Annotated in this window: 27 protein-coding genes; 15 read left to right on the plus strand and 12 right to left on the minus strand. The window is 69.5% G+C overall.

Annotated elements, in window-relative coordinates; all coding sequences use genetic code 11:
• Positions 1-15 precede the first annotated feature (15 nt).
• From OG452_RS18970 to OG452_RS19000, 7 genes are all read left to right on the plus strand, one after another.
• On the plus strand, positions 16-306 hold the full coding sequence (locus OG452_RS18970) for a hypothetical protein (RefSeq protein WP_327296758.1): 291 nt from the start codon (positions 16-18) through the stop codon (positions 304-306).
• Between the two features lie 85 nt (positions 307-391).
• The gene (gene epsC, locus OG452_RS18975; RefSeq protein ID WP_442810048.1) at positions 392-1000 is read left to right on the plus strand and encodes a serine O-acetyltransferase EpsC; all 609 of its coding nucleotides are present in this window, start codon (positions 392-394) and stop codon (positions 998-1000) included.
• A 41-nt stretch (positions 1001-1041) separates the two neighbouring features.
• Positions 1042-2025: a cysteine synthase A gene (gene cysK, locus OG452_RS18980; protein WP_327296759.1), complete on the plus strand. Its 984-nt coding sequence runs from the start codon at positions 1042-1044 to the stop codon at positions 2023-2025.
• Positions 2026-2106: 81 nt separating this feature from the next.
• On the plus strand, positions 2107-3414 hold the full coding sequence (locus tag OG452_RS18985) for an ATP-grasp domain-containing protein (protein WP_327296760.1): 1308 nt from the start codon (positions 2107-2109) through the stop codon (positions 3412-3414).
• Positions 3411-4679 carry an ATP-binding protein gene (locus OG452_RS18990; RefSeq protein WP_327296761.1) on the plus strand — a complete coding sequence of 423 codons (1269 nt, stop codon included), beginning with the start codon at positions 3411-3413 and terminating at the stop codon, positions 4677-4679. Before OG452_RS18985 ends, OG452_RS18990 begins: the two co-directional genes overlap by 4 nt.
• Positions 4676-5947, plus strand: coding sequence for an MFS transporter (locus OG452_RS18995; protein WP_327296762.1), 1272 nt, complete (start codon positions 4676-4678; stop codon positions 5945-5947). The genes OG452_RS18990 and OG452_RS18995 overlap by 4 nt, the downstream gene beginning before the upstream one ends.
• A gap of 29 nt (positions 5948-5976) precedes the next feature.
• A complete protein-coding gene (locus OG452_RS19000; protein WP_327296763.1) occupies positions 5977-6660 on the plus strand; it encodes an ArsR/SmtB family transcription factor in 684 nt (227 codons plus the stop codon).
• A 45-nt stretch (positions 6661-6705) separates the two neighbouring features.
• Here OG452_RS19000 and OG452_RS19005 read toward each other — a convergent pair whose 3' ends face one another.
• Both OG452_RS19005 and OG452_RS19010 read right to left on the minus strand, forming a co-directional pair.
• A complete protein-coding gene (locus tag OG452_RS19005; protein WP_327296764.1) occupies positions 6706-7203 on the minus strand; it encodes a nitroreductase family deazaflavin-dependent oxidoreductase in 498 nt (165 codons plus the stop codon).
• Positions 7204-7228: 25 nt separating this feature from the next.
• Positions 7229-8395 (minus strand): acyl-CoA dehydrogenase family protein, encoded by a 1167-nt coding sequence (locus OG452_RS19010; protein ID WP_327296765.1) that lies wholly within the window; start codon positions 8393-8395, stop codon positions 7229-7231.
• A gap of 230 nt (positions 8396-8625) precedes the next feature.
• Here OG452_RS19010 and OG452_RS19015 point away from each other — a divergent pair, with 230 nt between their 5' ends.
• From OG452_RS19015 to OG452_RS19030, 4 genes are all read left to right on the plus strand, one after another.
• Positions 8626-9063 carry a nuclear transport factor 2 family protein gene (locus tag OG452_RS19015; protein WP_327296766.1) on the plus strand — a complete coding sequence of 146 codons (438 nt, stop codon included), beginning with the start codon at positions 8626-8628 and terminating at the stop codon, positions 9061-9063.
• Between the two features lie 39 nt (positions 9064-9102).
• Positions 9103-9834 carry an SDR family NAD(P)-dependent oxidoreductase gene (locus OG452_RS19020; RefSeq protein WP_327296767.1) on the plus strand — a complete coding sequence of 244 codons (732 nt, stop codon included), beginning with the start codon at positions 9103-9105 and terminating at the stop codon, positions 9832-9834.
• A gap of 39 nt (positions 9835-9873) precedes the next feature.
• Entirely contained in the window at positions 9874-10908 is a 1035-nt protein-coding gene (locus tag OG452_RS19025; protein WP_327296768.1) for an LLM class flavin-dependent oxidoreductase, read from the plus strand.
• Positions 10909-11077: 169 nt separating this feature from the next.
• Positions 11078-12046, plus strand: coding sequence for a Gfo/Idh/MocA family protein (locus OG452_RS19030; protein ID WP_327296769.1), 969 nt, complete (start codon positions 11078-11080; stop codon positions 12044-12046).
• A gap of 139 nt (positions 12047-12185) precedes the next feature.
• On the opposite strand, the gene OG452_RS19035 is transcribed toward OG452_RS19030, so the two are convergent.
• A complete protein-coding gene (locus OG452_RS19035; protein ID WP_327296770.1) occupies positions 12186-13331 on the minus strand; it encodes a glycosyltransferase in 1146 nt (381 codons plus the stop codon).
• A gap of 639 nt (positions 13332-13970) precedes the next feature.
• Here OG452_RS19035 and OG452_RS19040 point away from each other — a divergent pair.
• On the plus strand, positions 13971-14819 hold the full coding sequence (locus OG452_RS19040; RefSeq protein ID WP_327296771.1) for an AfsR/SARP family transcriptional regulator: 849 nt from the start codon (positions 13971-13973) through the stop codon (positions 14817-14819).
• Positions 14820-14874: 55 nt separating this feature from the next.
• Positions 14875-15819 carry an MBL fold metallo-hydrolase gene (locus OG452_RS19045; RefSeq protein ID WP_327296772.1) on the plus strand — a complete coding sequence of 315 codons (945 nt, stop codon included), beginning with the start codon at positions 14875-14877 and terminating at the stop codon, positions 15817-15819.
• A 166-nt stretch (positions 15820-15985) separates the two neighbouring features.
• Here the strand turns inward: OG452_RS19045 and OG452_RS19050 are convergent, their stop codons facing one another.
• Positions 15986-16576, minus strand: a complete 591-nt coding sequence (locus tag OG452_RS19050) for a dTDP-4-dehydrorhamnose 3,5-epimerase family protein (protein WP_327296773.1) — start codon at positions 16574-16576, stop codon at positions 15986-15988.
• Positions 16577-16763: 187 nt separating this feature from the next.
• Here OG452_RS19050 and OG452_RS19055 point away from each other — a divergent pair, with 187 nt between their 5' ends.
• The gene (locus tag OG452_RS19055) at positions 16764-18029 is read left to right on the plus strand and encodes a nucleotide disphospho-sugar-binding domain-containing protein (RefSeq protein ID WP_327296774.1); all 1266 of its coding nucleotides are present in this window, start codon (positions 16764-16766) and stop codon (positions 18027-18029) included.
• Here OG452_RS19055 and OG452_RS19060 read toward each other — a convergent pair.
• Positions 18005-18763: an FkbM family methyltransferase gene (locus tag OG452_RS19060; protein WP_327296775.1), complete on the minus strand. Its 759-nt coding sequence runs from the start codon at positions 18761-18763 to the stop codon at positions 18005-18007. The two genes, OG452_RS19055 and OG452_RS19060, sit on opposite strands and share 25 nt — an antisense overlap.
• 84 nt (positions 18764-18847) lie before the next feature.
• A complete protein-coding gene (locus OG452_RS19065; RefSeq protein ID WP_327296776.1) occupies positions 18848-19816 on the minus strand; it encodes a superoxide dismutase in 969 nt (322 codons plus the stop codon).
• 136 nt (positions 19817-19952) lie between these two features.
• On the opposite strand from OG452_RS19065, the gene fabD reads away from it, so the two are divergent.
• The gene (fabD, locus tag OG452_RS19070; protein ID WP_327296777.1) at positions 19953-20912 is read left to right on the plus strand and encodes an ACP S-malonyltransferase; all 960 of its coding nucleotides are present in this window, start codon (positions 19953-19955) and stop codon (positions 20910-20912) included.
• 133 nt (positions 20913-21045) lie between these two features.
• Here fabD and OG452_RS19075 read toward each other — a convergent pair whose 3' ends face one another.
• The 6 genes from OG452_RS19075 to OG452_RS19100 form a co-directional block, all read right to left on the minus strand.
• On the minus strand, positions 21046-21831 hold the full coding sequence (locus OG452_RS19075; protein WP_327299693.1) for a 3-oxoacyl-ACP reductase: 786 nt from the start codon (positions 21829-21831) through the stop codon (positions 21046-21048).
• Between the two features lie 87 nt (positions 21832-21918).
• Positions 21919-23103, minus strand: coding sequence for a serine hydrolase domain-containing protein (locus tag OG452_RS19080; protein WP_327296778.1), 1185 nt, complete (start codon positions 23101-23103; stop codon positions 21919-21921).
• A 14-nt stretch (positions 23104-23117) separates the two neighbouring features.
• The gene (locus OG452_RS19085; RefSeq protein ID WP_327296779.1) at positions 23118-24041 is read right to left on the minus strand and encodes an aromatase/cyclase; all 924 of its coding nucleotides are present in this window, start codon (positions 24039-24041) and stop codon (positions 23118-23120) included.
• Between the two features lie 3 nt (positions 24042-24044).
• The gene (locus OG452_RS19090; RefSeq protein WP_327296780.1) at positions 24045-24305 is read right to left on the minus strand and encodes an acyl carrier protein; all 261 of its coding nucleotides are present in this window, start codon (positions 24303-24305) and stop codon (positions 24045-24047) included.
• A 26-nt stretch (positions 24306-24331) separates the two neighbouring features.
• Positions 24332-25537 (minus strand): ketosynthase chain-length factor, encoded by a 1206-nt coding sequence (locus tag OG452_RS19095; RefSeq protein WP_327296781.1) that lies wholly within the window; start codon positions 25535-25537, stop codon positions 24332-24334.
• Positions 25534-26799, minus strand: a complete 1266-nt coding sequence (locus OG452_RS19100; RefSeq protein WP_327296782.1) for a beta-ketoacyl-[acyl-carrier-protein] synthase family protein — start codon at positions 26797-26799, stop codon at positions 25534-25536. Before OG452_RS19100 ends, OG452_RS19095 begins: the two co-directional genes overlap by 4 nt.
• Positions 26800-26805: the final 6 nt, after the last annotated feature.

The following is a 26805-nucleotide window of genomic DNA, read 5'->3' on the forward strand; positions in this document are numbered from 1 at the left end:
CCAGAGGAGTTTTCCGTGTCAGAACAGCAGCAGAGCGCGCACGTCTTCACGGCCGGGCCGATCTGGCGGGACGCCAACGTCCGCTCCGGCCCCTCATTGGACAGCCCTGTCCTCCAACTGCTCCTTCCCGACGACAAGGTGAGCCACGAGGCCGTCGGATGGGCGCACGGCGACGAGGTGATCGAAGGAACCATCATCAGCGACATCTGGCTGCTGCTGGCGCCGGGCCGCTGGTGCAGCGCGGTCAACTTCGACCAGGACACGATGGCCGGCATCCCCCGGGAAGCCGGACTGGACGTCAAGTGATGGGGCCCGACGGAGATCTCTTGCGGAGCGAAATGCACTCGGTTAATCTAAAGATCAGTAGAAGAGAAGAATCGGGGGTGGGCGCGTGAGCCGAGCACGGATGCTGCTGCGGACGCTGGGCGAGGATCTGCGTACCGTCATCGAGCGGGATCCCTCGGTCCGCACACACGTGGAGGCCCTCCTTCACCCCGCGCTGCCCGCGGTGTGGACCCACCGCATCGCCCACCGGCTGCACCGGCGAGGCCACCGGGTGCCCGCACGCGCGTTGATGGTTCTCGTGCGCTCGGTCACCGGTACGGAGATCCACCCCGGCGCGGAGCTCGGCCGCAGGGTGTTCATCGACCACGGCGCAGCGGTGGTCATCGGTGAGACCGCGCGGGTGGGTGATGACGTGACGATCTACCACCAGGTCACCCTCGGCGCGATCGGCTGGTGGCACGACAACGGGCGGCCCGAGGGAGAGCGACGCCACCCCGTCGTCGGGGACGGTGTCGTGCTGGGCGCGGGCGCGACGGTTCTGGGCCCGGTGACCGTCGAGGCCGGCGCCGTCGTCGGAGCCCGGACGTTCGTCGTCAAGGACGTGCCGGCGAAAGCACGGGTCCTCGCGCGCGCCACCACCCCCGGACCGCCCCGGCAGACCCCGCAGTGCGCGATCGAGCTCCTGCGCCACACCGCCTCTGCGGGCTCCTGGTGACCCCGCCCCGCACTGTCAAGGATGTCGGAGGAAGGCCACCCATGTCCGAATCACCGTCGCAGGTGCTGGTGCCCGGTGCCCGCCCCCGTATCGCCCGCAGCATCGAGGAGCTGATAGGGAACACGCCGCTGCTCAGTCTGCCGGTGGCCGGGGCGGCGGAGGGCGCGCGGTTGCTGGCCAAGCTGGAGTCGGCCAATCCGCTGGCCAGCGTCAAGGACCGGGCCGCGCTGTGGATGCTCGACGCCGCGGTGAAGAGCGGTCAGTTGCCGCCTGGCGGCACCGTGGTCGAGGCGACGTCCGGCAACACCGGCATCGCACTGGCCGCCCTCTCGGCGGCCCGCGGCTACCGCTGTGTGATCGTGCTCCCGGACAGCGCGACCACCGAACGGATCGGACTGCTGAAGGCGTTCGGTGCCGAGGTGGTGCTGACCCCCCACGAACTCCGCTTCCAGGGCGCCATCGACCGGGCCGAGGAACTGCACCGCGCGACGCCGGGCTCCTGGTTCGCCCGGCAGCACGAGAACTTCGACAACGTCCGCGCCCACCGCGCGACCACGGGCCCGGAGATCTGGGCCGACACCGAGGGCCGCGTCGACATCCTGGTGTGCGGCATCGGCACCGGTGGCACGCTGTGCGGCACCGCCGGCTTCCTCAAGGAGCACAATCCGCAGCTCAAAGCCATCGCGGTGGAGCCGGAGAGCTCCCCCGTACTGACCAAGGGCTATGCCGGTACGCATGCCATTCCCGGGCTGACCGGCGGTTTCGTCGCCGATACCACCGATCTCGATCTCATCGACGAGGTGCTGACCGTCTCCGACGACGAGGCCATGCAGACGGCCCGGTGGCTCGCCCGGGGCCTGGGCGTACTCGCCGGAGTCTCCTCCGGTGCGGCGGTGCATGCCGCCCGGCGCATCGCCCAGCTCCCCGAGAACGCGGGCAGGACCATCGTCACCATCCTGCCCGACACGGGCGAGCGCTATCTCAGCGTCTGGCCCTCCGCCCCACGGGACGGCACGCCCGCGTGACCGGGGGGTCCGGCCACGCCCGCGTGGCCGGACCCCCGGCCCTCCCCACCGCACACCACTTCCACGAAAGGAACGGACCGCTTGAATCCGGAGACCACACTGATGCTTGTGGGCGCCAACGACGAGACGGTGCAGAAGGCCAAGCAACTCGGCCTGACCGTCTTACTGTTGCAGCACCCGAGCAAGCTCAGTGACGAACAGGAGCGACTCGCGGACCACACACGGGTCCTCGACTACACCGACTGGGCCGAGGTACGGCCGGTCGCCGAGGAGCTACGGACGTCACCGGGCTTCGGCGCCGCCCTCTCCATCACCGAGGCGGGGCTGGAGAACGCCGGGCGGATCAATGACCTGTTCGGCCTCGGCGGCACCGGGTTCGAGGTGGCGCAGCGTATCCGCGACAAGTGGGCCATGCGTCTGCACCTGGCCGAACTCGACCCGGCGGCGGTGGCTGCGGCCCCGCTGCTCAAGCGCGAGGACCTCGATGTCTTCGCCGGCCGCCACGGATTTCCGTTCATCGTCAAACCGACCGACGGCACCGCCAGCCTGGGTGTCTTCCGGGTGGGGGCGCCCGAGGACGCCGACCGCGTCTGGGCGGAGGTGGAACGGCTGCGCGGCACCCGCACGGACCGGATCTCGACCCTGTTCGTCCTTCAGGACTTCCTGATGGAGGAGTACGTCGACGGCCCCGAGTTCAGCGTCGAGTCCTTCAGCTTCGCGGGCCGCCACGTCGTCGTGGCGATCACCGAGAAGTTCGTCGGCCCCCGGCACTTCGCCGAACTCGGACACGCCGTGCCCGCCCGCCTCGATCCGGCCGCGGTCCAGCAGGTGGGCGAGCGCGTACGCGGCTTTCTCGATCTGGTCGGCATCAGGGACGGCGTCTGCCACACCGAGGTCCGGATCGGCGCGCGGGGCCCCGCGATCATCGAGAGCCACAACCGCATCGCCGGGGACGCCATCACGGATCTGGTGCAGGGCGCGTACGGCATCGACCTGGTCACCTACGCCCTCGGCTGGCCCTTCGGCCTGGTACCGGAGCTGCCCGGCTCACCCGAGGCCCACGCCGGTGCGAGCACCCGGTTCCTGGTCGGCGACGCGGGGCGGGTCGAGTCGGTCTCCGGCGTCGAGGAGGCCCGGAGCCTGCCCGACGTTCTCGCCGTGCGGCTCAGCGTCGGACCCGGCGACGCCGTACGCGACCTCAAGGACAACTGGGACCGGCTGGGCCTCGTGGCCGTCACGGGCCCGGACGCGACGTCCGCGATCAGGCGCGGCGCGGAGCTCATCCGCGACACCGTCGAGGTCCGGATAGCCCGCACCGACGGCGGCAGCGCCCGCGCCCGCGTGGCCGGCTCCGAGGCCCTCACCCAGCTGACCGGAGATGCGGCATGAGCGTACTGATCCTGCATCGCAACCCGTTCGAGCCCTTCCCGTACGCGCGCTGGCTCAGTGACTACGCGGGCGACATAGTCGTGCTCGCCGCCCGCGACAAACTGGAGCTCTTCGGCGAGCAGATACCGGCCGGGAACCACGGCTTCACCCATCTGGAGATGCTCGACGACTTCGAGGACGAGGAACAGGTACGCGGGAGGGCCCTGAAGCTCGCGGTCGAATTCGGCATCCGGCACGTCGTCGCGCACCACGAGGGCGACGTGAGCATCGCGGCCTGGCTGCGTGAGGCCCTGCGGCTGGACGGCGCCTGGGCCGCTGACGTACAGCCCTTCCGGGACAAGGCACTGATGAAGGAGTGCCTTGAGCAGGCCGGAATCGAGGTCGCCCGCTACACCGTGCCGCAGGGCGCCGACGAGGCGCTCGCCTTCGCGGACCGCCACGGGTTCCCCCTGGTCTTCAAGGACCGGGCGGGTTTCAATTCCATCGGCCTGCGCATCCTGCGGGACCGGGACGAACTGGGCGCCCACACCGCGCAGGTGATGGCCGACGCCCCGCGCGACGACCTGATCCTGGAGTCGTTCGTCCCGGGCCGCATGTGCCATGTCGACGGGCTCGTGATCGACGGACGGACCGCGCTGGCCTGGCCCTCCCAGTACCAGTACGACCTGGCCTCCTACGGAACGGACCCGGGCGCCCGCATAGATCTGACCCTGGACCCGGACGACCCGCTCACCGAGCGCCTGCTGTCGCTGACCAACCGGGTCCTGGCCGCCCTGCGCGAGCCCGGCGGCAGGCTGCAAAACCACGGATTCCACGCGGAGATCTTCCACACCCCGGACGACCGTCTCGTGCTGTGCGAGATCGCGTGCAGGCCGGGCGGTGCCAAGGTCCGTGAGGTCTTCCACTCCCTGTTCGGCTTCAACCTCGGCGAGTACGCGACCCGGGCCGCCCTCGGTTTGCCGCTGCCTCTGCTGGAGCAGAGCCGCGGCGGGACCAGGCCGCGTCCCCGGTCCATGGCGGGCCAGGTGCTGATGATGAAGCGGCCGGGACACGTCCGGTCCGTACCAGCCGTACCGGATGAGCCCTGGGTGGACCGCTTCTGGCTCTACGGCGGGGTGGGCCAGGTGATCCCGCCCGCCTCGGGCTCGTCGGACTTTCTCACCTGCGCTGTCGCGTCGGCGCCCACACGTGCGGAGTGCGAACGCAGGCTGCGGGCGCTCGGTGCGCGCTTCGAGGCACAGACCGAGATCACGGCAGCACCTTGAGAAGGCTCTCGGTACAGACGCGCTATCTGCTCGGCATGGTGGTCGACGCGACCGGCAGCGGGATGTATCTCCCGCTGTCGCTGCTGTACTTCCACCACGCCACCGGGATGCCGGTCACCCGGGTCGGTGCGGTCATGACGACCGCCGCGCTGCTCGGCCTGGTCGGCAACCCCGTCACCGGTGTCCTGATCGACCGGTACGGTGCCCGCGCCGTCGTGGTGGGCGGATACGTGCTGCGCGCGGCGGGCTTCGCGACGTATCCACTGGTGGACTCGGCCGTACCGATGTTCGCGGTGGTGGCCGTGGTCGCGTGCGGCGACGTGTCGTTCTCGCCGTCGATCCAGTCGTTCATCGCGGAGATCGTGCAGGGCACCGCACGGGACAAGCTCCTCGCGGCTCAGCGCAGCCTGCGCAACGCGGGCCTGGGCGCGGGCGGTCTGATCGCGGGCGGCGCACTCGCCCTGGGGGCGGGTGCCGCCTTCCACGCGATCGTCATCGGCGTGGCCGTCGCCTATCTGGCCGCCGCCGCGCTCATCCGGTCCATCCCGCAGTCGCGGGCGGCGGACGCGCCGGCGCCCGCGCGCGCGAAGCGCGGCTACCGGCTGGTCGCGCGCGACCGCCCGTTCCTCCTGCTCACTTTGCTGAACGTGCCGACCGCCTTCGGCTACATGGTGCTTTCGGTGAGCCTGCCGGTGTACATCACCCAGGAGCTGAACGCGTCGGATTCGCTGGTCGGCGTGCTCTATGCCACCAACACCGTCGGTATCGCGCTGCTGCAGATCCCGGTGACCCGGCTGCTCACGCGTTACCGGCGCACCCGGGTCGCCGCGCTCGGCGGACTGGTGTTCTGTGCGGCCTTCCTGTCGTTCGCCGCACTGGGGCTGGTGTCGGCCAGGACTCCGGTACTGGTCGGAGTCTTCGCTGCCACGCTGCTGTTCACCCTGGGCGAGCTGATGCACGGAGCGACCGCATCCGCCCTGGTGGCCAGCGCGGCCCCCGAAGCCACCCGCGGCCGGCACCTGGCGGTCTACCAGCTCTCCTGGGCGATCCCGACCGCGCTGGCGCCCGCCGTGCTGACCGCGCTGCTCACGCTGTCCCCCACGGGCATGTGGCTGCTGCTCGCGGTGGGAGTCGCCGGTTCGGCGCTCACGCTGATCCGCCTTGAGCCCAGGCTTCCCGTACAGGCGGTCCGGCCGGACGCGCCACCCCCCGGGCCCGCCGCACCGCAGGAACCGGGTCTCGCGGGCCCCCGCTCACAGCAGACGTAGCAGTCAGCCCCGGAAGCGAGAATGGTCCCATGGGAGATTTCATCGAGGCCGAGGTCTACACGCAGCTCGCCCGGATCGGGAAGGCGCTGGCCAGTCCGGTACGGCTGCGCCTGCTCGACCTGCTGGAGAACGGTGAGAGGGACGTGGAGGGTCTCGTCACCGCGTCCGGCGTCGGCCTGAAGAACACCTCGGCCCAGCTCCAGCAGCTGCGTGGTGCGAACCTGGTCAGCACCAGACGGCAGGGGAACCGGATCTTCTACCGGCTCGCCGGGCCCGAGGTGTCGCGGCTGCTCGGCTCGCTGGAGACCTGCGCGGAGTCCAGGCTCGCGGATCTGCGGCTGGCCATCGATGATCTGCTGGGCAACACCGATGAACTCAAACCGGTCACGGCCGACGAACTGCGAGCGCACATCGACGATCCGAAGATCCTGATCGTCGATGTGCGCTCGGCAGCGGACTACGCGAGGGGCCATGTGCCAGGGGCGGTCTCGCTGCCCGCCGAGGAGCTGAGGCAGAAGATCGACAGCATCCCTCGGGGCGTGGAGGTCATCGCCTACTGCCAGGGCCCGTACTGCGTACTCTCCCCGGATCTGGTCAGGCTGCTGCGCAGCCATGAGATCCCGGCCCGTCCGCTGGAGGGCGGGATCACCCGGTGGCACCGCGAAGGCGGCGCCCTGCAGACCTGGGAAGGGCCCACGGACGCCGCGTCCTGACCCCGGCGCCGCCGGCGATTCGTCCCCGCTCGGCGAGCGCGCCGTTCAGGGGCCTGCGGGAGTGGTGGCGGGGCCGACCCGTTCCAGGACCACCACCGGGATCACCCGGGTGGTCTTGGCCTGGTAATCGCCGTACCCGGGAGCCACTTCGACGACCTTCCCGAAGAGCCGGTCGCGTACCTCTCCCTGCGGAACGGTCGCGATCGCCTCATAGGTCTCGGTGCCGGTCTCGACGGTGACCCTCGGGTTCTTCCTGATGTTGTGCACCCAGGCGGGATGCTTCGGCGCGCCGAACATCGATCCGACGACGACGGTCTCCCCGTCGACCTCGACCTTTCCCAGCGGGTTGGTCCGCAGCTCACCGCTCCTGGCACCGACGGTGGTCAGCAGGAGCAGACGCGCTCCCTCGAACATCCCGCCGACCTTCCCCTCGTTCGCACGGAACTCCTCGATGACGCCGCGCTGGAACGCCCCGGCGTCGAATTCCTTCCGGGGGGCCTCCTGTCCGGCTTCTCCAGGGGTCCCCGTCTCTTCCTCGCTCATACGACTGTCCCTTCGAGGTACGCGTCTACTTGTGGGCAGGCCGGCCGTCGGCCAGGCCGAGCGCCCGATCGGTGTAAGCGGTGGCGCAGGGACCGAACTGGAGCACTACGTGTCCTGCCGCCGAGTTGACGTCCCGCCACATCCGCTGGAGTGGGCTGTCGGCGCTGTGACCGGCGGTTCCTGAGGCTCTGAACAGCCGGTTCACCGCGCCCACCAGGAGATCTGCCGCAAGAGCGCAGTCCCGCTGGTTCCGGGCCGTCTCCACGCTGGTGATACCCGCACCCGTGTCGGCGACCCGGGCCGCCCGTTCCAGCAGCAGCCGCGCGGCGTCGATCTCGCCGGAGCACCGGGCCAGCACCTCCTCGTAGAACCCGCGAGCGGGGCCGGGCCCGGGCCTGGAGGGCGACCAGGCGCGGATCTTCTTCGTGGCGTAGGCAGACCAGTGTTCCAGAGCGCCCTCGGCGGCGCCGAGGATCGGCAGACAGAACGAGAGTCCGTTCACCGCCTGCAACGGAACCGCGTGGCACGGGGGGACGGGCCCGGGGCCGCCCCCTTCGACCAGGTCCCTGACGGGAAAGCTCAGCCTGGCCGGTACGAACACGTCATCGGCGGCCAGGGTGTTGCTCCCGGTGGCCCGCATCCCGATGTCGGACCACGTCTTCTCGATGGCGTAGGCATCGCGGGGCAGCGCGAAGAGTCTCGGTTCGTAACCGTCACCGGTCGATGTCACACCGCACACGAGCGCCCAGTCGGAGTGGTCGACGACGCTGATGTAGGGCCACTTCCCCGACAGCCTCCATCCGTCACCCTCCGCGCGCGCCCTCCCGATGGGGGAGACGCCGCCGACGATCACGGTGTCGGGCCCGTCCTTCCAGACCTCCTTGCGCCCTTCCTCCGGCAGGTAGGCCGCCATCCTGGCAAGGTTCGCGACCAACGAGGCGGACCAGGCCGTCGCCGCGCACCGGGCGCCGATGGCGGCGACCGCGGCGGACAGTTCCGTGAAGGTGCCGGCGCTTCCTCCGTGGTCGGCCGGTACGAAGTGGCGGGCGAATCCCGCCGTGACGATCGCCCGCACGACTTCGGCGCTCAACTGCCGGTCGTCTTCTGCCTGGTCCACCCGGAGGGCGGCAAGGGACGCGACGTCCTGCGCGGCTCGTGCCACCCCTGACGCGGGCGGAGACTGGTCGGTCATCTGCATGGCCTCCTCGGCTCGACTCCGGGCCCGATCCTGGGCACCGCCGATCGCGGACAGCTAGAACGCCGCTGGAGCTCCCCGGCTCGACCGCGGCTCAGAGGCCCTTCGAGCCGGGCTCCAGGGGACCACCACAGAGTCGACGGAATGGACGTGGCCCCGCGGTGCGGCCTGCGCTGCCCCGTGGCGTGGCCAGTTCCGCACCGATGCCCCTACCGGAGGAACCAGCGATGACGACCGTCGTGAACGGCACATTCACCGATACCTACGCTGCGGTTCTGCAGTTCTACGCCAAGCAGGTTCAACTGCTCGATTCCGGGCGGTTCGAGGAGTACGCGGCGACGTTCACCGCGGACGGCGAGTTCCAGCACACGCCCGGTCTGCCCGCCGCGCGTACCACCGCCGGCATCATCGCCGAACTGAATTCCTTCAACACCCGGTTCGACAACGACCCGGTGCAGAGGCGCCACTGGTTCAACATGATCAATCTGACCGAGCGTACGGACGGTGCCATCGACGCCTCCTTCTACGCCCTGGTCCTCACCACGCGCCCCGGCGTCAAGGAGCCGCTCGTCGGCCCCAGTTGCTTCGTGAACGACGTACTGGTCTTCGAGGACGGCGAGCTGCGCAACCGTTCCCGCAAGGTCGGCCACGACCAGCTGTTCTGAACTCCCGGCACCGTCGATCACGCAGGAAGGGGACAACACATGACCGGTGGACAGGTCGCCCTGGTGACCGGATCGTCATCGGGCATCGGCGCCGCCATCGCCCGCCGGCTCTCCGCGGAGGGCATGGCGGTGGTCGTCAACGCCGTACGGAGTGTCGGGGCGGGCAAGGAACTTGCCGATTCGCTGCCGGACGCGAGGTTCGTCCAGGCGGACGTCTCCGACGAGGAACAGGCCCGCAGCCTGACGGAGGCGGTCATCGCCGAATACGGGCAGCTGGACCTGCTCGTCAACAACGCCGGTGTCACCCACCCCATCCCCCATGCCGACCTGGAGGCGGCGACGGGTGAGGTCTGGCGGGAGATCCTCGGTCTCAACGTCATCGGAACCTGGCAGACGACCGTCGCGGCCATGCCGCACCTGCGCAAGTCCGCCAACGGGCACGTGGTCAACATCTCTTCGGTGGCAGGGACCAGGCCCGCGGGCAGCTCCATCCCGTACGCGGTCAGCAAGGCGGCCATCGACCACATGACCAGGCTGCTCGCGGCGACGGCCGGTCCGGACGTACGGGTCAACGCGGTGGCCCCCGGGCTGATCGACACACCGTGGACGCAGAGCTTCACCGCGATCAGGGAACGGGTCGAGGCAGCCACTCCGCTGCGCCGGGTCGGCACCCCCGAGGACGTCGCCGAGCTGGTCGTCGGCCTGCACCGCGCGAGGTACTCCACGGGCCAGGTGGTCCTGGCCGACGGCGGCGCGCACCTGCTGATCTGAGCAGGACCGGCAACCTCGACGCTCATAGGGGGCACTGTTATGAAACTTGGCGTGAACCTGACTTACCAGGGTGCCGCGGAACTCGCCGTCAAGGCCGAACGGCTCGGCTACGACGTGGCCTTCGCACCCGAGGGATACCGCTCGGACGCAGCCAGTGTGCTGGGCCTCGTGGCGGGATGCACCGAACGCATCGGCCTGGCCTCCGGCGTCATGCAGATCCCGGCCCGCACACCGGCTCTGGCCGCGTTGACCGCGGCCACGCTGGACTCGCTGTCGAACGGCAGATTCCGCCTCGGCCTGGGTGTGTCCAACCCCGAGGTCTCGGACGGCTGGTACGGCGTTCCCTTCGGGCAGCCCCTGCAGAGGACCCGCGAATACGTGGAGATCGTACGGATGGCGCTGTCCGGCGAGCCGGTGCGGTACCAAGGAGAGCACTACCGGTTGCCGTACTCGGGCTCCGGCGGCGCGCCCCTGCACGTGATCACCGAAGGCGCCCGCTCTCCCGTCCCGGTCTACCTGGGAGCGGTGGGGCCGAAGAACCTCCGGCTGGCGGGCGAGATCGCCGACGGATGGATCGGTGTGTTCGCGGCGCCGGAGCACGTCGCGGAGTCCGTCGGACACATCAGGCGGGGCCGTGAGTCGGTCGGCAGGCCGATGACCGGCTTCGAGGCGATACCGGCCCTCGCGACGTCGATCGGTGAGGACACCGACGAGTGCATCGACCTGCTGCGGGACCACTACGCGCACCTCATGGGCATCGGGTCGGCCGAACGTAACTTCTACTGCTCCCTGGCGGCGCGGCTCGGCTTCGCGGACGAGGCCGCCGAGGTCAGCAGCTTCGTCCGGGCGGGAGATAGGCCCCGCGCGGCCAAGGCCGTCCCCCGGGACTTCATCGACGGGACGTCCCTCGTCGGTCCCGTCAGCCGGGTCGCCGGACGCCTGCGGGAGTACGCCGACACGGGTGTGACCACGTTGAGCATCATGATCTCGGCGGTGGCGACGGACCTCGACGGACGGCTCGCGATCCTGGAGCAGGCCATGACGGCCCTCGACCGGTCCGGCGTCCGGGACTGAGGCACGGCGGGGGAGCTCCGCGGAACGGTGTCGGCGCCGCGCTCAGCACCGTCGGACGGGCCCGGACCGGTTCCGTCAGCACTCAAGCCGATGTCGAGAGGGTGCGGTCATGGTGGCGTCGTCCCGCCCCGTGGGGCCCCGCCCCTCATCGAATCGTGGAGTGCCCTCGATGTTGCGAATCGGAGTCATCGGCTGTGCCGCGATCGCCCGGCGCCGGATGCTGCCCGCGATGCGGGCCCATCCCGGTATCGAGATCGCGGCCGTCGCCAGCCGGGATGCCGCCAAGGCGGCGGACACCGCTCGGCAGTTCGGCTGCCGCCCGGTCACCGGCTACGAGAAGCTGGTGGCCCACGACGAAGTGCAGGCCGTGTACGTTCCGTTGCCCGCGGCGCTGCACGCGCAGTGGATCGAGGCGGCTCTCGCCGCCGGCAAGCACGTACTCGCGGAGAAGCCGCTGACCACGGATCCCGCCCGCACGCGCGGGCTGATGGACATGGCGCGCGCGCGAGGGCTGACGCTGATGGAGAACGTCATGTTCGTCCATCACTCCCAGCACGCGGCGGTGAAGCGGCTGGTGGACGAGGGCGTGATCGGTGAACTCCGCGGCTTCCAGTCGGGTTTCACCATCCCCGCTCTCCCGGGGGACGACATCCGGTACCAGCCGGAGCTCGGGGGCGGCAGCCTGTACGACGTCGGCGTCTATCCCGTACGGGCGGCGGTGCACTTCCTCGGCGGAAATCTGGCGGTCCGGGGCGCCGTGCTCGAACGTTCCCCCGGCCGGCAGGTCGACACCTCCGGTGCCGTGCTGCTCCGCCGCGACGACGGCGTCGCCGCACATCTGTCGTTCGGTATGGAGCACGCCTACCGCTCCCGTTACGAACTGACGGGCAGCACGGGCCGGATCACCGTGAACCGGGCCTTCACTCCGCCCGCGGACCACGCGCCGGCTGTCACAGTCGAGACGTCCTCGGGGACACGGACCGTCCCGCTGTCGCCGGACGATCAGATCGCGAACACCCTGTCCGCCTTCGTCTCGTCGGTACGCACAGGGGCGACGTCGCACTCCGACTGCCTGGCCCAGGCGGACCTCCTGGCCGCCGTACTCCGCGCGGCCGGCCGGCCGCGCGACGAGGGCTAGAACAAGGGGCCGCCCGGCCCACGGCCGAACAGCCCCTCACCCAGATCTCATCAGCCTTCCAAGACGTTGCGGTGGGCCGACCGGAGAACAATGGCTGGAACCGGGCTGCTCGGTCCGCACGGGCTATACAACGGAATGTTCAACCCGTCTTCATATCCACAACGACGTCCAGCACTTCGGCCGGGCCGGGCAGTGCGGCCATCTCGGCGGCGACCGCCTGTGACCGCTCCCGGTACGACGGCGTGGACAGCAGTTGACGACAGGCTTCCGCGACGGCGTTCGAGGGAGCCTCCCCGGGCAGCAGCGTGAGTGCGACGCCGGAATCCGCGAGCCGCCGCGAGTGCGGGACCAGTTTGGGCATGTTCGGCAGCACCAGCTGCGGTACGCCGTCGTGCAGCGCGGTGAGTGCGGTCTGGCCGCCGCCTGCGTGTACGAGCACGTCGCAGGTGGGGAGCACGGTGCCCAGCGGCAACCAGCCCGCGCGCACCTGCGGCCGCCCCTCGGTCAGCGCTGGGGCGAGCTCGTCCGGTGCGGCGATGACCAGTTCCACATCGAGGTTGCCGACCTCCGACACCAGACCGTTGAGGAAGTCCAGATCCTGCTCGCGGCTCGCCCGGCTGCCCGCCGTCACACACACCCGCGGCCTGGTCGGGCGGGTGTACATCCAGGGTTCCATCCGCCGTTGCCTGCCGGTGGGGACGAACCGCATCACCTGGCCGGCCGGCGCTTCGGGCGCAAGCAGACTCGGCGGGCAGATGTGCACCCAGAGATCCGGCTCGGGCAGCTCGGTGAGGCCGAGCCCGGCCAGCTCCGGCGCGAGTCGCTCAGCGGCTCCGAGGTCCATTTCGGGTGGCTCGCCCATGTCCCATGCGTGCCGCACGTAGGGAACGCCCAAGTGCCTGGCCAGGAGTGCCGCGACAAAGGACAGGGTGCCTCCGACGACGACGTCGGGCCGCCAGGCCTCGCTCAGCGCCCGCAGGTTCTCCAGGCTGCCGGCCGCCAGCCGGCCGAAGCCGTGACCGCCGAACCGCAGCCGGGCGGTCGTGTCGTCCGGCAGTGTGAGCGGGGCCCCGTCGTCGCTGGTGAACATGTACTCGCGCATCGTCCGGCTGGTCAGGGACACCGCCGGCAGCCCCGCCCCGACGACGACCGGCATCATCTCCTCGGTCGCCGCCATGAAAACGTCGTGCCCGGCGTTGCGCGCCGCGGTCGCCAGCGGGGCGAGGGCGAAGACGGTCGCCGGACTCCCCGCCGCGACGAATAGCATTCTCAAGCCGCTTCCCATGACAGCGGAGCTCCTCTCGTCAGCCCTAACCTGGAACGCAGTCTCCGCACTGCCACTTGAGCGCGAGTACATCTCTGATAGAGGGAGCGTTTTCGTACCGCATACGTCACCGTTTTGCACCTCGCTTCCGTAACGCCAGGAATTCCTTTACGGATGCCGGCGCCACCGTCGTAGCGGTCGCAGACGGCCGCCGTCCGACCCGAGCGTGACCTGAAATCCACCTGCGCTCCGGCAGCGGCAGGCGCCAGAATAGGCAACGATCAAGCCACGAGCGAGGACCAGCCAACCAGCGGAAGAGGTTGCGATAGGGAAGTACGACCACGCCTATCGACGCAACCACCTGGCGACCTCGCGGGGCCTGACCCGCTCGACTACCTCATCGCTCGCATAAGCAGCAGCAAACCGGATGAGGAGTCGCCAGTTGTGGCGCCAAGTGCGCCCGGCATCCTGTCGCCGCCCAGTGCCGCCAAGCAGCCCGTAACGCAGCGGGTGGCGGGCCGCGGCCTCATGTAGCGCGAGTTTCGACCGCGCTTTTCGATGCTTTCCCGAAGGGAAAACCGAGCAACCGAATGGGGAAACACAAAGTTCGTCGATTTTCCTGAACGTGCACTTCTGGTCAATTCACAGGGGGATGAAACGATGATCCAGAACAATGTGTCGGAACAGTTGATCGAGGCGCGACACGTACCATCAGCAGAGATAAGGCTCCTCGGACCGCTGGACGTGAGAATCGGCGGTGTATCGATCGTGCCTTCGGCCGGGAAGCCGAAGCAGCTGCTCGCCCTGTTGGCTCTGCGCTGCGGTCGCGTCGTACCCGTCTCGACCTTGATGGACGAGATCTGGGGGGAGACGATTCCCCGCAGCAGCACGACCACCCTCCAGACGTACATCCTTCAACTGCGCAAGCTAATCATGGAGTCCCTGCCCAGGGATTGCGCCGGAGGAGCCAAGGACATCCTGGTCACCCACTTCAACGGGTACCAGCTGATAATCGATTCCTGCACGTCCGATGTGGGGGAATTCGAGCGGCTCTCGGTGAAGGGCTATCTCGCGCTCGAGTCGGGGGACGCCGCCACCGCGTCGAAGTATCTGACTCAGGCACTCGAACAGTGGCGCGGCCCCGCGCTGATGGATGTGCCGGCCGGACGCGTGCTCCACATGGAGTCGATCGGCTTCGAGGAGGGCCGCATGAGGGCCCACGAGCAGCGCATCTCCGCCGACCTGAGTCTCGGCAAGCACTCCATGCTGGTTCCTGAGCTTCGGATGCTGGTCGCCCAGCACCCCATGGATGAGCGATTTTGCGCCATGCTCATGGTCGCGCTCCACAGGTCGGGTGCGCCCTGGCGGGCCCTGCAGGTGTTCCGGGACCTCCGCAAGACCCTGAGCGGCGAACTCGGTGTCGAGCCCTCCCGCCGGCTGCAGGAACTGCACCAGGCCGTGCTGGCGAACACGCCTGACCTGTCACTCCAGGAATTCGGTGTCGCCTGATGTCGCCGGCACGCGCGTGAAAACCAGGACGATCAACACATCGAGGAGCTCTGCCATGTCGTCGTCATCAGCAACGTCCCCGAGCGAGCCGGTACTTCAGGAGGTGGCCGACGGCGTCTTCGCCTACGTCCAGGCGCCCGGCGGATGGTGCGTGAACAACGCGGGCGTGCTCGCGTCGGGCAAGGAGGTGGCGCTGGTGGACACCGCGGCCACCCAGGCACGCGCCGTCCGGCTGCGCGAGCACGTGCTACGCAACGGCCGCCAGGCACCGTTCGCGATCATCAACACCCACTCGCACGGGGATCACACCTTCGGCAACTTCGTGTTCCCCGAGGCGACGGTCTTCGGGCATGTGCTCGCCCGGGACGAAATGCGTCAGGCCGGCCTGCACCTCACCGAACTGTGGCCGGACGTGGCGTGGGGCGCGATCGAACTCGCGCTGCCGGTCGCGACGTACGACGACCGCATGACCCTGCACGTGGGGGACCTGACCGCCGAACTCATCCACACCGGGCCCGCCCACTCGAACAACGACACCATCGTGTGGGTCCCCGAACAGCGGGTCCTGTTCACCGGCGACATCGTCATGTCCGGCGTGACCCCGTTCTTCCCCATGGGTTCGATCGCCGGTTCACTGCGGGCCATCGAGCTGATGCGCGCGCTGGGAGCCGACACCGTGGTGAGCGGTCACGGCCCGGTCGGCGGACCGGCGATCCTCGACACCGGCGAGGCGTATCTGCGATGGGTACAGGATCTGGCCAGGGGCGGCATGGCGGCGGGCCTCGCGCCCAGCGAGGTGGCGCGCGATGCCGAGAAGGGGGATTTCGCCGAACTCCTGGAACCGGAGAGGCTGGTGGCGAACCTGCACCGCGCCTACGCCGAGGAGTACGACGCCGCGGTCGGCCAGGAACCGGACGTCACGGCCATGCTCAAGAGGATGGGCGTCATCTTCCAGGAGATGGTCGACTACAACGGAGGCCCGATCTCCTGCCACGCGTGACCCCGTCCGGCGCCGCCCGGTCGGTGTGACAGAACGGCTGCCGTGCGCGGACCCGCGCACGGCAGCCGTTCCGGCGCGATGCGCCGATGTCCGCCGCCCCCCACATGCTCCATCGTGGCGGGCCGGCGCACCGAGGAGTCCGGCATGTTCCGCCGGGTTCAGGGACTCACATGGAAGGGCCTGGCAAGCAGTCCTCGTACCGCGCGAGGACGCCCTGCTCCAACGCCTCGTCGAGGCTGAGTGCGGCGGCGTCCCGCTCGGACACCAGGAACTCCGTGTCCTTGGGCCACGGCAGGCCGAGTTTCGGGTCGAACGCGTCCACCGCCTTCTCCAGCCCCGCCTGATAGCCGGTGGAGACGAGATACGAGATCGCCGTGTCGTCCTCCAGCGCGAGGAAGGCATGGCCGACGCCCACGGGAAGGTAGACCGACCGGAACGAGACGGTGTCCAGGTCGACGGTGTCCCAGACACCGAAGGTCGGTGACCCGGCCCGGAGGTCCACGATGACATCGAGCGCACTGCCGTTGGCGCAGTTGACGTACTTGGCCTGCCCCGGAGGCGTCGTGGTGAAGTGGACCCCCCGCAGCACGCCCTTGGCCGACCGGCTGTGGTTGGTCTGAGCGACGTGGAACCCGTGGCCGACCGCCTCGACGAAGGCCGGTTCCTCCAAGGGCGATACGAAGACCCCACGACGGTCGGGGTGCGGCTGTGGGGTGAATTCGAAGCTGCCGGGAACGGCGAGCTCGCGCACCTGCATGACACTTCCATTCGCTCGGTGGTCGGGGTCAGCTCGATGTTGCCAGACCGATCCCCGCTGGTGCAGGCGTAGTTGGTCGGCTCCGCCGGGGCGCAGGCGATACTCGAGCGGGGCCCCAAGCCAGGATCGAGGCAGTGCATCCAGTGTGGTAGGAACCCGCCCCGACCCGGATTTTGGGAGAGCCTCGATGCGTGTCCTGTTCAGTGTGTTTCCGGCGACGGCACATGTGCACCCGATCGTTCCGCTGGCCTGGGCGTTGCAGAATGCCGGGCACGAGGTCCGCGTCGCGATCCATCCGGACGCGACGGACCTGGTGACCGAGGCCGGTCTCGCCGCGGTTCCCGCCGGTGGTTGTCTTGAGAACGTCATGGAGTGGAACGACAACTTCGAGAAACTTGAGAGCCTCACCGACTTCATGTCTCTCGACACCGAGCACGACGACACCTGGGCCGAGCAGTGGCGTGGCTCCACAGGCATGCTCTCGCTGTTCACACCGATGCTGGACGACCTTGTGGACTTCTGCGAGCGGTGGCGTCCCGACCTGGTGCTGTGGGACCCGTTCTGTGTGGCGGCCGCGGTCGCAGCCAAGGTGACCGGCGCCAGGCACGCCCGCTTCCTGTGGGGCCAGGACAACATCGGCTGGCTCCGCGCGAAGTCGCGTGCTGCTCTGGCCGAGCGGGGTGCCGGAGCGGAGAAGGACCCGGTGACGGCTCTGATGAGTCCGATGCTGGAGGCGCACGGTCTCGACTTCACGGAGGATCTCCTCCTCGGCGAGTGGACGATCGACCCGATGCCGGCCGCGCTGCGGCTGCCGCTGGACGTGTCGTACGAGCCGATCCGGCGGGTCCCCTACAACGGGAACCTCGCGCCGGAGCCCTGGATGCACGACCGGCCCGAGCGCCCCAGGGTGCTGCTGACGCTCGGGGTCGGCGGGCGCGGCAGGCAGCTGTTCCGCGAGGCCGGCGTGACGTTCGTGGAGGTCGTGGCGGCCCTGTCGGAGCTGGACATCGAGGTGATCGCCACCCTGCACGCCAAGCATCTGGACACGGTCCGCAAGGTGCCCGACAACGTCCGTCTGGTCGAGTACGTGCCGTTGAACTACGTGCTGCCCACGTGTACGGCGCTGATCCACCACGGTGGCGGTGGAACGTTCGCGGCGGCCGTGGCGCACCGGGTCCCGCAGCTGATCTCACCCATGCCGATGTGGGGCGAGGCGATCACCGCGCGGTACATGGCCGAACGCGGTGCGGGGCTGCTGCTCGACCCGAAGGAACTCACGGCCCAGACGCTGCAGAAGCACCTGACCAGGGTCCTCACGGAGCCGTCGTTCAGCGAGGGCGCCGACCTGCTGCACCAGGAGATGCTGGCGGCGCCGGGCCCGCACGACATGGTCCGGCGCCTTGAGTCACTCGTTGCGCCCCGGCGGGTTCAGCGCCGGGCCGTCACGTTGTAGAGCTCCAGCTCCGGCCACATGAACGGGGCGCGGGCGCCGGAGACGGTCAGCCCGTGCCCCCGGAGGGTCCGCTCCACTTCGTCGCGGACGCCGGCGAGACCGCTGACCTCGATGACCACGGCGCCCGTCCTGGCCCAGTCGGCCGGATCGACGCCGTCGAGCAGGTCCAGCTCGGCGCCCTCGACATCGATCTTCAGCAGATCGATCGAGGTGACCTCGGGATGCCGGGTGGCCAGCACGTCGGAGAGCCGGTCGACCGGGACGGTGATCCCGGTCGGCTCCAGGGCGGCCGCAGCCCGCTCCTCGCCCATGTGCCTGGCCATGAGTGTCTTCTGAAGGGCGAGCCCTTCGGGGTAGCGGGTGGAGTTGCCGGGCAGCCGCGGGAAGTACGTGAAGTCCGCCCCGGCCGCCGGCTCCGAGCCCAGGCAGACCGGGTGGACCGTGACATCGTCGATGCCGTGCAGGCACAGGTTCTTCTTGAGGATGCGGATGTTCTCCGGCACGGGCTCGAAGGCGATGACCCGGGCCGCGGGGTACTTGCGCTTGATGTACAGGGTGAACAGGCCGATGTTGGCCCCGGCATCGACGACCACGGGAGCGTCGGGCAGGCCGTCCAGATCGTAGGTGTCGTCCTGGAAGATCTCCCGGTGGATGAACCGGGCCTCCGCCTCGCTGCTCGTGTAGCAGTGGAAGCCGTCCTCCAGCTCGATCAGCTGTATGCCGTCCTCGGGCATGGAAATTCCTCCTGTCCTCTGGGACTTGGCCGCCGGGGCGTACCGAAGGGCTGATCCCCCCGGCACGCCCCGACGGTTCGCGCGCTACACCGGCAGCGGGATGGACACCGCGTTGTACTTCGTCGTCGGTGTCGGGGGGAGCGGGAAGCGGGAGTTCGTCAGGTAGAGCCGGTCGCGGTACACGGCGGCCGCGCAGGGCGTGTCGAACTGCGGGTCGGTGAGGGCGAGGACCGGACGGCCGCTGTCCCCGGCGTTGTTGAGCCGGATGGCCGTCAGTTCGGTCTGCTGCGGCGCGTACAGGATGCGGTCATGCACCGTGATCCCGTTCGCGGTCTGCAGCTTCAGGTCGCCCAGCGGCACCCGGCGAGCGGATCCGGTGGTCTTGTCGACCCGGAACAGGGAGCCCCCGTCCGCGGACTGGTTGATCACCATCAGGGCCCTGCCGTCCGGCGTCGGTGCGACGCCGGCCGAGGTGATGATGTCCTGCGCCCCCTGCACCCACTCCCCGGACAGTTCCAGGGTCACCACGCCGTCCTTCTCGGGCAGCGACCCGTCCGGTCCGAACGGGAGGCCGAAGAGGAGCCCGTTGCAGGCGTCGGTGAACCACGCACCGTCCCGTGTGACGGTCACATGGTTGACGCAGGAGTGGGGGAGGCCCACCTGGTACGTCTTGAGCACGGCACCGCTGCCGGCGTCGATGACGGTGATGGTCCGGCCCCAGCCGCCGGCGACGAACAGCCGCCCACGGTCGTCCACTTGGACCCCGATGGCCATGTACCCCTGACCGAGCCCCGGATAGATGACCTCGCCCTGCCCGGATACGAGGCTGGCACGGTAGATGGCGCCACCGAGCAGGGACCCGAAGTAGGCGTAGGGCTGCTTACCGATGGTGATGTCCGCCGGATGGAAGCCGTCCGGCAGGTTCAGTGTGGTGGGCCAGGCATTCCGGGCCCGGAGGTCCGCCGCCCGGGCCGTACCCTGCCCTGCCCCCAGCACCACCGCACCGCCCAGCGCCGCGCCTAGGCCGAGGAACCCGCGGCGTGTCGTCGTCATTCCCTGCATGTTTCCCTCCTGGGTGTCGGCGTGCACTGTCGCAGAGCCCGCCTGAAATCCACTTGAGCGGGAGGGAGCCGCGGAATTTCAGCGGTACTCGAGCAGCCGTGTAGGCCGGTCCCAGATCCTGCCTCCCATGGACAAGACCGCGTTCGTCTTTCCCGGCCAGGGCGCCCAGCGCGTAGGCATGGGCCTTGACCTGCTGAAACGCTGGCCGAAGCTGGCCGACACCCACTACCGCCCTGCCGATGAGCTGCTGGGGTTCGGACTGTCGCAGCTGTGCTGGACAGGGCCGGCCGAGGCCCTGCGGCATATGACGGTCACGCAGCCCGCGATGGTACTGACCAGTCTGGCCGCGCTGAGTGTGCTGGAGGAGCGTGGCGTCGTACCCGACTTCGTGTCCGGACACAGCCTGGGCGAGTTCACGGCGATGGTGTGCGCCGGGGTTCTGCGGCGGGCCGACGCGCTGCGACTGGTGACTCTGCGGGGGAAGTTGATGGCGTCCGTGACCGAGAAGGTGCCGGGCAAGATGGCCGCTGTGGTCGGCCTGGATCTGGCGGCCGTGGAGTCCCTGTGCGCCAAGGCCGCCGCGGAGTCCGGCCAGGTCGTGGAGGTCGCCAACCACAACGACTTCACCCAGGTGGTGATCTCCGGCCAGACGGCCGCGGTGGACATCCTCCTCGGTCTGGTGGCGGCGGCCGGCGCGGACCGGGTCGTGGTGCTGGAGATCGGCGGTGCGGCCCACTGCACGCTGCTCGGCAGTGTCGAGGACGAGTTCGCCGCCGCCCTCGCGGAGGTCGAGTTCAGGGATCCGGTGATCCCGGTGATCTCCAGTGTCACGGCCGGGCCGGTGGCCGACGGGGACGAGGCCCGGGCCTGTCTGCTCCGGCAGCTCACCGGCCGCGTCAACTGGACGGACACCGTGCGGTACTTGACGTCTGCGGGAGTGCGGCAGTTCGTCGAGGTCGGCCCCGGAAAGGCGCTCGGCGGGCTCTGCCGCCGGATCAGCCCCGGTGTGGAGACCTACCGGACGGGCGATGCCGCCCACCTGGAGCTGGCCGTGGAGGCGTTCCACCGGAGCCGCCGCACTGTCTGAGCCGGCCCGCCAGCCCTTGGCCCCGCCCTCCATCGGCAAAGGCAGGCAGCAGCGAAGCGATCTCGCTGCTGCCTGCCTTGTCCACGCACGTCGCCGCGGACCGGGGACGGGGCGGCCCCCGGCTCCGGGAGGGTCAGTAGTTGCCGAGCCCGCCACAGACGTTGAGGGCCTGCGCCGTCACACTGGCAGCGCCAGGGCCGGCCAGGTACTCGACCATCGCCGCGACCTCCTCAGGTACCACGTAGCGGCCGATCGGCACCCGGGCGCTCACACGCTCGTGCACCTCGTCCACCGGAACGCCCCAGATACCGGAGTAGTGCTCCCGCACCCGTTCGGCCATCGGGGTCTCCACGAAGCCCGGGCATACCGCGTTCACGGTGACACCGGTCTTGGCGAGTTCGAGGCCGAGCGACTTGGTGAACCCGACGACACCGTGCTTGGACGCCGAGTAGGGAGCACCGTGCAGCACGCCCTGCTTCCCGCCGGTCGAGGCGATGTTGATGATCCGGCCATGGCCCTTCTCCAGCATCCCCGCGTGATTGAGGACTTCCTTGGTCATCAGGAAGACGCTGTTGAGGTTGGTGTTGATCACGTCGAACCACTCGTCGTCCGGAAAGTCCTTGGTGGCCCCGCCGCCGGAGCGGCCGGCGTTGTTCACCAGGATGTCGACGGGGCCGAAGCGCTCGACCGCGGACCGCACGTAGGAGCGGATCTCCTCGGGCGAGGTCACATCGCAGACCTGCCCGTCGACGTCCAGGCCCTCGTCCTGGAGCGACTTGACGGTGGCTGCCAGCACGTCGGCCTGCCGGGCGCAGATGTACACGCGCCCGCCGTTCCGGGCCAGGCGTTCGGTGATCTCCAGGCCGATTCCACTGGTGGCGCCGGTGACGAGAGCCACCCGGTTGTTCCCCGGCATGATTCCTCCATAAAGGTCGAATTGGTTGTGTGGAACGGGCGGCCCCGGGCCGTACTCGTCCGGAGCCGCCCCGAGCCGCGCGCACCTCCGTCAGCGGATTCCCTCGACGCTGCGGTAGACGGCCTCGACCAGGCGGCGGGCCCGGTCGTCCAACTTGCCCAGTCCTGGCGAGCCCGCGTTCTGCACGTACGCGAACGAGAGCTCGTGCGCCGGGTCGGCGAAGGTGAAGGTGCCGTTCGCACCATCGAAGCCGAAGGCGGTGCCGAGGCCGGCCGAGACCGGGAACACCGGGCTGTCACCCCGCATGAAGCCCAGGCTCCAGGCGGTCGTCATCATCGTGATGCGGCACGGGCCGCTCGCGTGCACCCGGCTCAGCTCAGCGGTGAGGGCCGGTCCGATGAGCCGGAAACCATCGGCCTCTCCGATGAGCGAGGCCATCAGCCCGGCCAGCGACCGCGCGCTGCTCAGGCCCCCGTAGGACGGGTCCTCCACCGTCAGATCCACGAACCCCGGATCCAGCGACATGCTGCTGATCGTCGCGCGGTAGGTGACCGATTCCGGCTTGCCGAGTTCGACCAGCATGGGGACCGCGTCGCCGGGGTCTCCACCCGACATCACGTCCTCGGCCTTGGACTGGAACATGGTGGCGACATGGACGGCGTCCGGGTCGGGCAGGCCGATGTAGCAGTCGAGTCCGAGCGGCCCGGCGATCTCCCGCGCGAAGAACCGGCCGACGGTCAGCCCGGTCCTCCGCCGCACCAGTTCGCTCACCAGGTACCCGAACGTGATGGCGTGGTAGCCGTGTGCGGTGCCGGGTTCCCACTCCGGGCGCGCCGCGGCGAGTGCCTCGGCGATCGGGGTGTGGGCGCGCATGGCCTCATGCGTGATCGGGGCGTGGTCCAGGCACACCACTCCCGAACGGTGGCTGAGCACCATCCGCAGCGTGATGTTCTCCTTGCCGCCCGCGGCGAACTCGGGCCAGTACGCGGCGATCGGGGTGTCCAGCTCCAGGAGCCCCCGCTCCACCAGCAGCAGCGCCGAGACCGCGACCAGCGCCTTGGTGGGCGAAGCGAGCATGCTCACCGTCCCCGGCCGCCACGGGTCGTCGTCGTTCTCGCTCGCGGTGCCGCCCCAGAGGTTCACCACCGGCCGGCCGCGGTGGTAGACGCACACACCGGCCCCCACCTCCGCGCCCGACGCGAAGTTCGCCTCGAACGCCTCCGCCACCTCGGCGAACGCGTCCTCCACCGACCCGCCCCGCGGAACACCACTCACCGCACCCACCCTGCTCATCGTGTGAACGCCCGGGCATGGGACAGCGTGCTGCGGCTGTTCCTGCCGAGCGCCGCCCGGATGTACTCCTTGGCATCAGCGAGCGTGGCCTTCGCGCCGACCACCGCAGGGACGGCGGCCGGGTCGATGGCGACCGTGTGCTCAGCGGTGACGACCACGCCGTCCGGGGTGTCGGTGAACTCCCACCGCCCGCTGTGGCCGAGCAGCAGCTCCGGCGGGACGAGCTGCTTGTAGACGATCCGCTCGCCCGGTACGCACACCCGGATCGACCGGGTGGTGTGCGCGGAACCGTCCTGGGTGACGGTGTCCATCTCCATGTACTGGATGCCCGGCACGTCCTCGGTGAGGGTCACCCGGCCCACATGGGGCAGCCGCTGCGCCCACAGGTCCGACCGGTACACGAAGTCGTAGACATCGGCGGCCGAACCGTCCGAGGTCACGGTGTCGCTGAAGGAGAAGACCACATCCTCGACGGGGTGGCCGAGCTCGGCCACCCGGGCGAGGGCGGCCAGCTCCACCGGACTGTTGCGGTCCAGCGCGGCATTGATCCAGTCCACCGTCCCGGGGTCGTCCCCCACGGCCGTGAAGTCGTGCAGCAGCACGATCTCGGTACCGCCTCCGGGCAGCGGCCGGAAGATCCACTCCCCGCCCATGCTCGCGATGGGCGCGGCGCTCTTCTCCTGGTCGAAACGGATGCGCTGACGGTCCGGGTCCAGTTCCCGCCGGGACACCCAGGTCTTCACCTCGCCGCCCACCTCGGCCCACAGCTGGAACCGCTCGGACCGCTCGTCGCGCTCGAAGTGGTGTGCGTACACGGTCGGCGCGAAGATGGCGGGCCAGCGGCTCACGTCGGCGGCCAGGTCGTACAGCACTCCGGCGGGCGCTGAGGAGATCAGTGTGTGTTCGGTGTGCCTCCGCATCGCTCAGCCGGCCGTGCGGACGAGACCGTTGACCAGTTCGAGCAGGGCCCGTGGGGTCTCCAGGTCGAAGAGCTCGTCGTCCGGGATCACGATCCCGAACTCCCGGCTGATCACGGAGGCGGTCTCCATCATGGCCAGCGAGTCGTAGCCCAGGTCGTCGAAGGACTTGTCGAGGATGTCCCCGTCCAGGCTCCCGCCCTCCGTGGCCCCGGCGCACGAGGCCAGGATGCGGCGGAGATCGTCAACGGTGATGTCGTTGCTCATGGGTGCTTCCTTAGAGGTAGGAGGTCTCAGCCGTTGAAGGCACGTACGACGATCGCCGCGTTGAAGCCCCACTTGCCGCGGGCCAGAACGAGAGCGTTCGACACGGTCCGGTAGCGCGGTTCGTCGCGCACCAGGTCGATCAGGTGGTCGGCGGGAAGGTCGCGGACGCCTGCCGTCGCGGGGATCACGCCGTCCCGGACGGACAGCAGCGCCGCGGCCACATCCAGCGGCCCGCCCCCCGAGTAGAGCCGGCCGGTCAGCGTCTTGGGTGCGGTCACCGGCACACTGGACGGGCCGAAGACCGCGGCGATCGCCTCGGCCTCCTGCCGGTCCAGTTCGGGTACGCCGGCCGCGTCGGCGAAGACCACGTCGACATCGCCGGGCGCGAGTCCCGCGTCGGCCAGGGCCAGTTCGACCGCCCGGCGCAGCCCCGGCGGGCGCGGCGACCCGGGCGCCGGATCGAAGGTGGTCGCGTAACCGGCGATCTCACCGTAGATCCGGCCGACCCCGCGCCGACGGGCCGCGTCGATGTCCTCGACGACGAGGAACGCGCCGCCTTCGCCCGGTACGTAACCACTCGCGTCCACGTCGAACGGGTGGTAGCCGACGGGGCTCACCCGGCCGCCGGACAGCTGGGACGCCCAGCCCCACGGGTCGAGAGCCGAATCGACACCTCCGGTGACGACCAGGCCGGTGCCCTCCCGCACAGTGCGCCGGGCGTGCCCGATCGCGTCCAGACCGCCCGCCTGCTCGGCCACGAGAGCCTTGCTGGGCCCGCGCATCCCGTGCCGGATGGAGATCTGCCCGGTGTTGACGGCGTAGAACCAGGCGAACGACTCGTAGACGCTCACATGCTGCCCGCCCTTGGACCACAGCTTGCTGAGCTCTTTGTGGGTGAACTCGAAACCGCCGAAGGCGTTGGCCGTCACCACGCCCATGTCGTAGTCGACCAGCGTGGACGGGTCCACGGCGGCGTCGCACAGCGCCCACTCGGCGGCAGCGAGTGCGAAACGGGTGGAGATGTCGGTCTGCGGCAGCAGCCTGGCGGGAGTCTGCCAGGCGGCGTCGAAGTCCGTTATCTGCCCGGCCAGTCCGGCACCGTACTCGGATGTGTCGAAACGGGTGATCTTTGAGATCCCGCTGCGGCCGTCCAGGGTGGACTTCCAGAATTCCTCGATGCCCAGCCCATTGGGTGCCACCAGGCCGAGGCCGGTCACTACGGCCGTGGTCATTCCGCTCCTCCCGGCTGCTTCAGCACGATCGCGCTCTGGAATCCGCCGAACCCGCTGCCCACGCTCAGTACGGTGTCCACCCGCTGCTCGCGGGCGGTCACCGGCACATAGTCGAGGTCGCACTCCGGGTCGGCCTGGTGCAGGTTCGCGGTGGGGGGTACGGCGTTGTTCTCCATCGCGAGCAGACTCGCCGCGATCTCGATGGACCCGATCGCGCCCAGCGAGTGTCCGACCATCGACTTGATCGAACTGACCGGTGTCCCGTACGCGTGCCGGCCGAGACTGCGCTTCAGCGCGGCGGTCTCGTGCCAGTCGTTCTGCTTGGTGCCCGAACCGTGGGCGTTGATGTAGTCGAGACCGTCAGGGTTGGTCCTCGCCTGGCCCAGCGCGGCACCGATGGCCTCGGACATCTCGCGGCCGTCCTTCTTCAGACCGGTCATGTGGTAAGCGTTGCTCCGCGTCGCGTAGCCGCCGACCTCGGCGTAGATGTGCGCTCCGCGGGCGCTGGCCCGCTCGTAGCTCTCCAGCACGAACATGGCGCAGCCCTCGGCCAGTACAAAGCCGTTGCGGGTCGCGTCGAAGGGCCGGGAGGCGTGCTCGGGGTCGTCGTTGTAGGTGGTCGTGGCCTTGATCGCGTCGAAGCAGGCCACGACGATCGGGGTGACCGGGGTGTCCGCGGCCCCAGCGATCATGACGTCCGCCGCGCCCTCGCGAATCGTCTGGGCAGCGTTGCCGACCGCGTCGAGCCCGGAAGTGCAGCCGTTGGAGACCATCACGACGGGCCCCTCGGCTCCGACCCGCCACGCCACCTCGGCCGGCACCACACCGGGGGTGAGGTAGTCGAACATGTGCGGCGACAGATACCCGGAGTCGACGTTCCACTGCTTGCCCGCGTCGGACAGGACCTGGTACTCGCGGTCAAGGCTGGTGGAGGCCGCGACCGCACTGCCGAGGCTCACTCCGACCCGGTGCGGGTCGAGTGCGCTCAGCGTGAGGCCGCTGTCCGCGACGGCGTCGTCGGTGCATACCGCGGCGAACTGCGCGACCCTGTCCATGCGCCGGATCTCCCGCGCGGTCAGGCCTTCGAGTTCGGCATCGAAGTCACATTCGCCGGCCACTTGGGACCGATAGGGCGAGGGATCGAAAAAGCTGATCCGACGGGTCGCGGTGCGGCCAGAGCTCAACAGGTCCCAGAACTCTTTTGTTCCGGATGCCCCTGGCGCTCGCACCCCGATTCCCGTAATCACGACGCGACAGGACATATATTG

Source organism: Streptomyces sp. NBC_01197, assembly GCF_036010505.1.
In the GTDB taxonomy this organism is placed as follows: Bacteria; Actinomycetota; Actinomycetes; order Streptomycetales; family Streptomycetaceae; genus Streptomyces.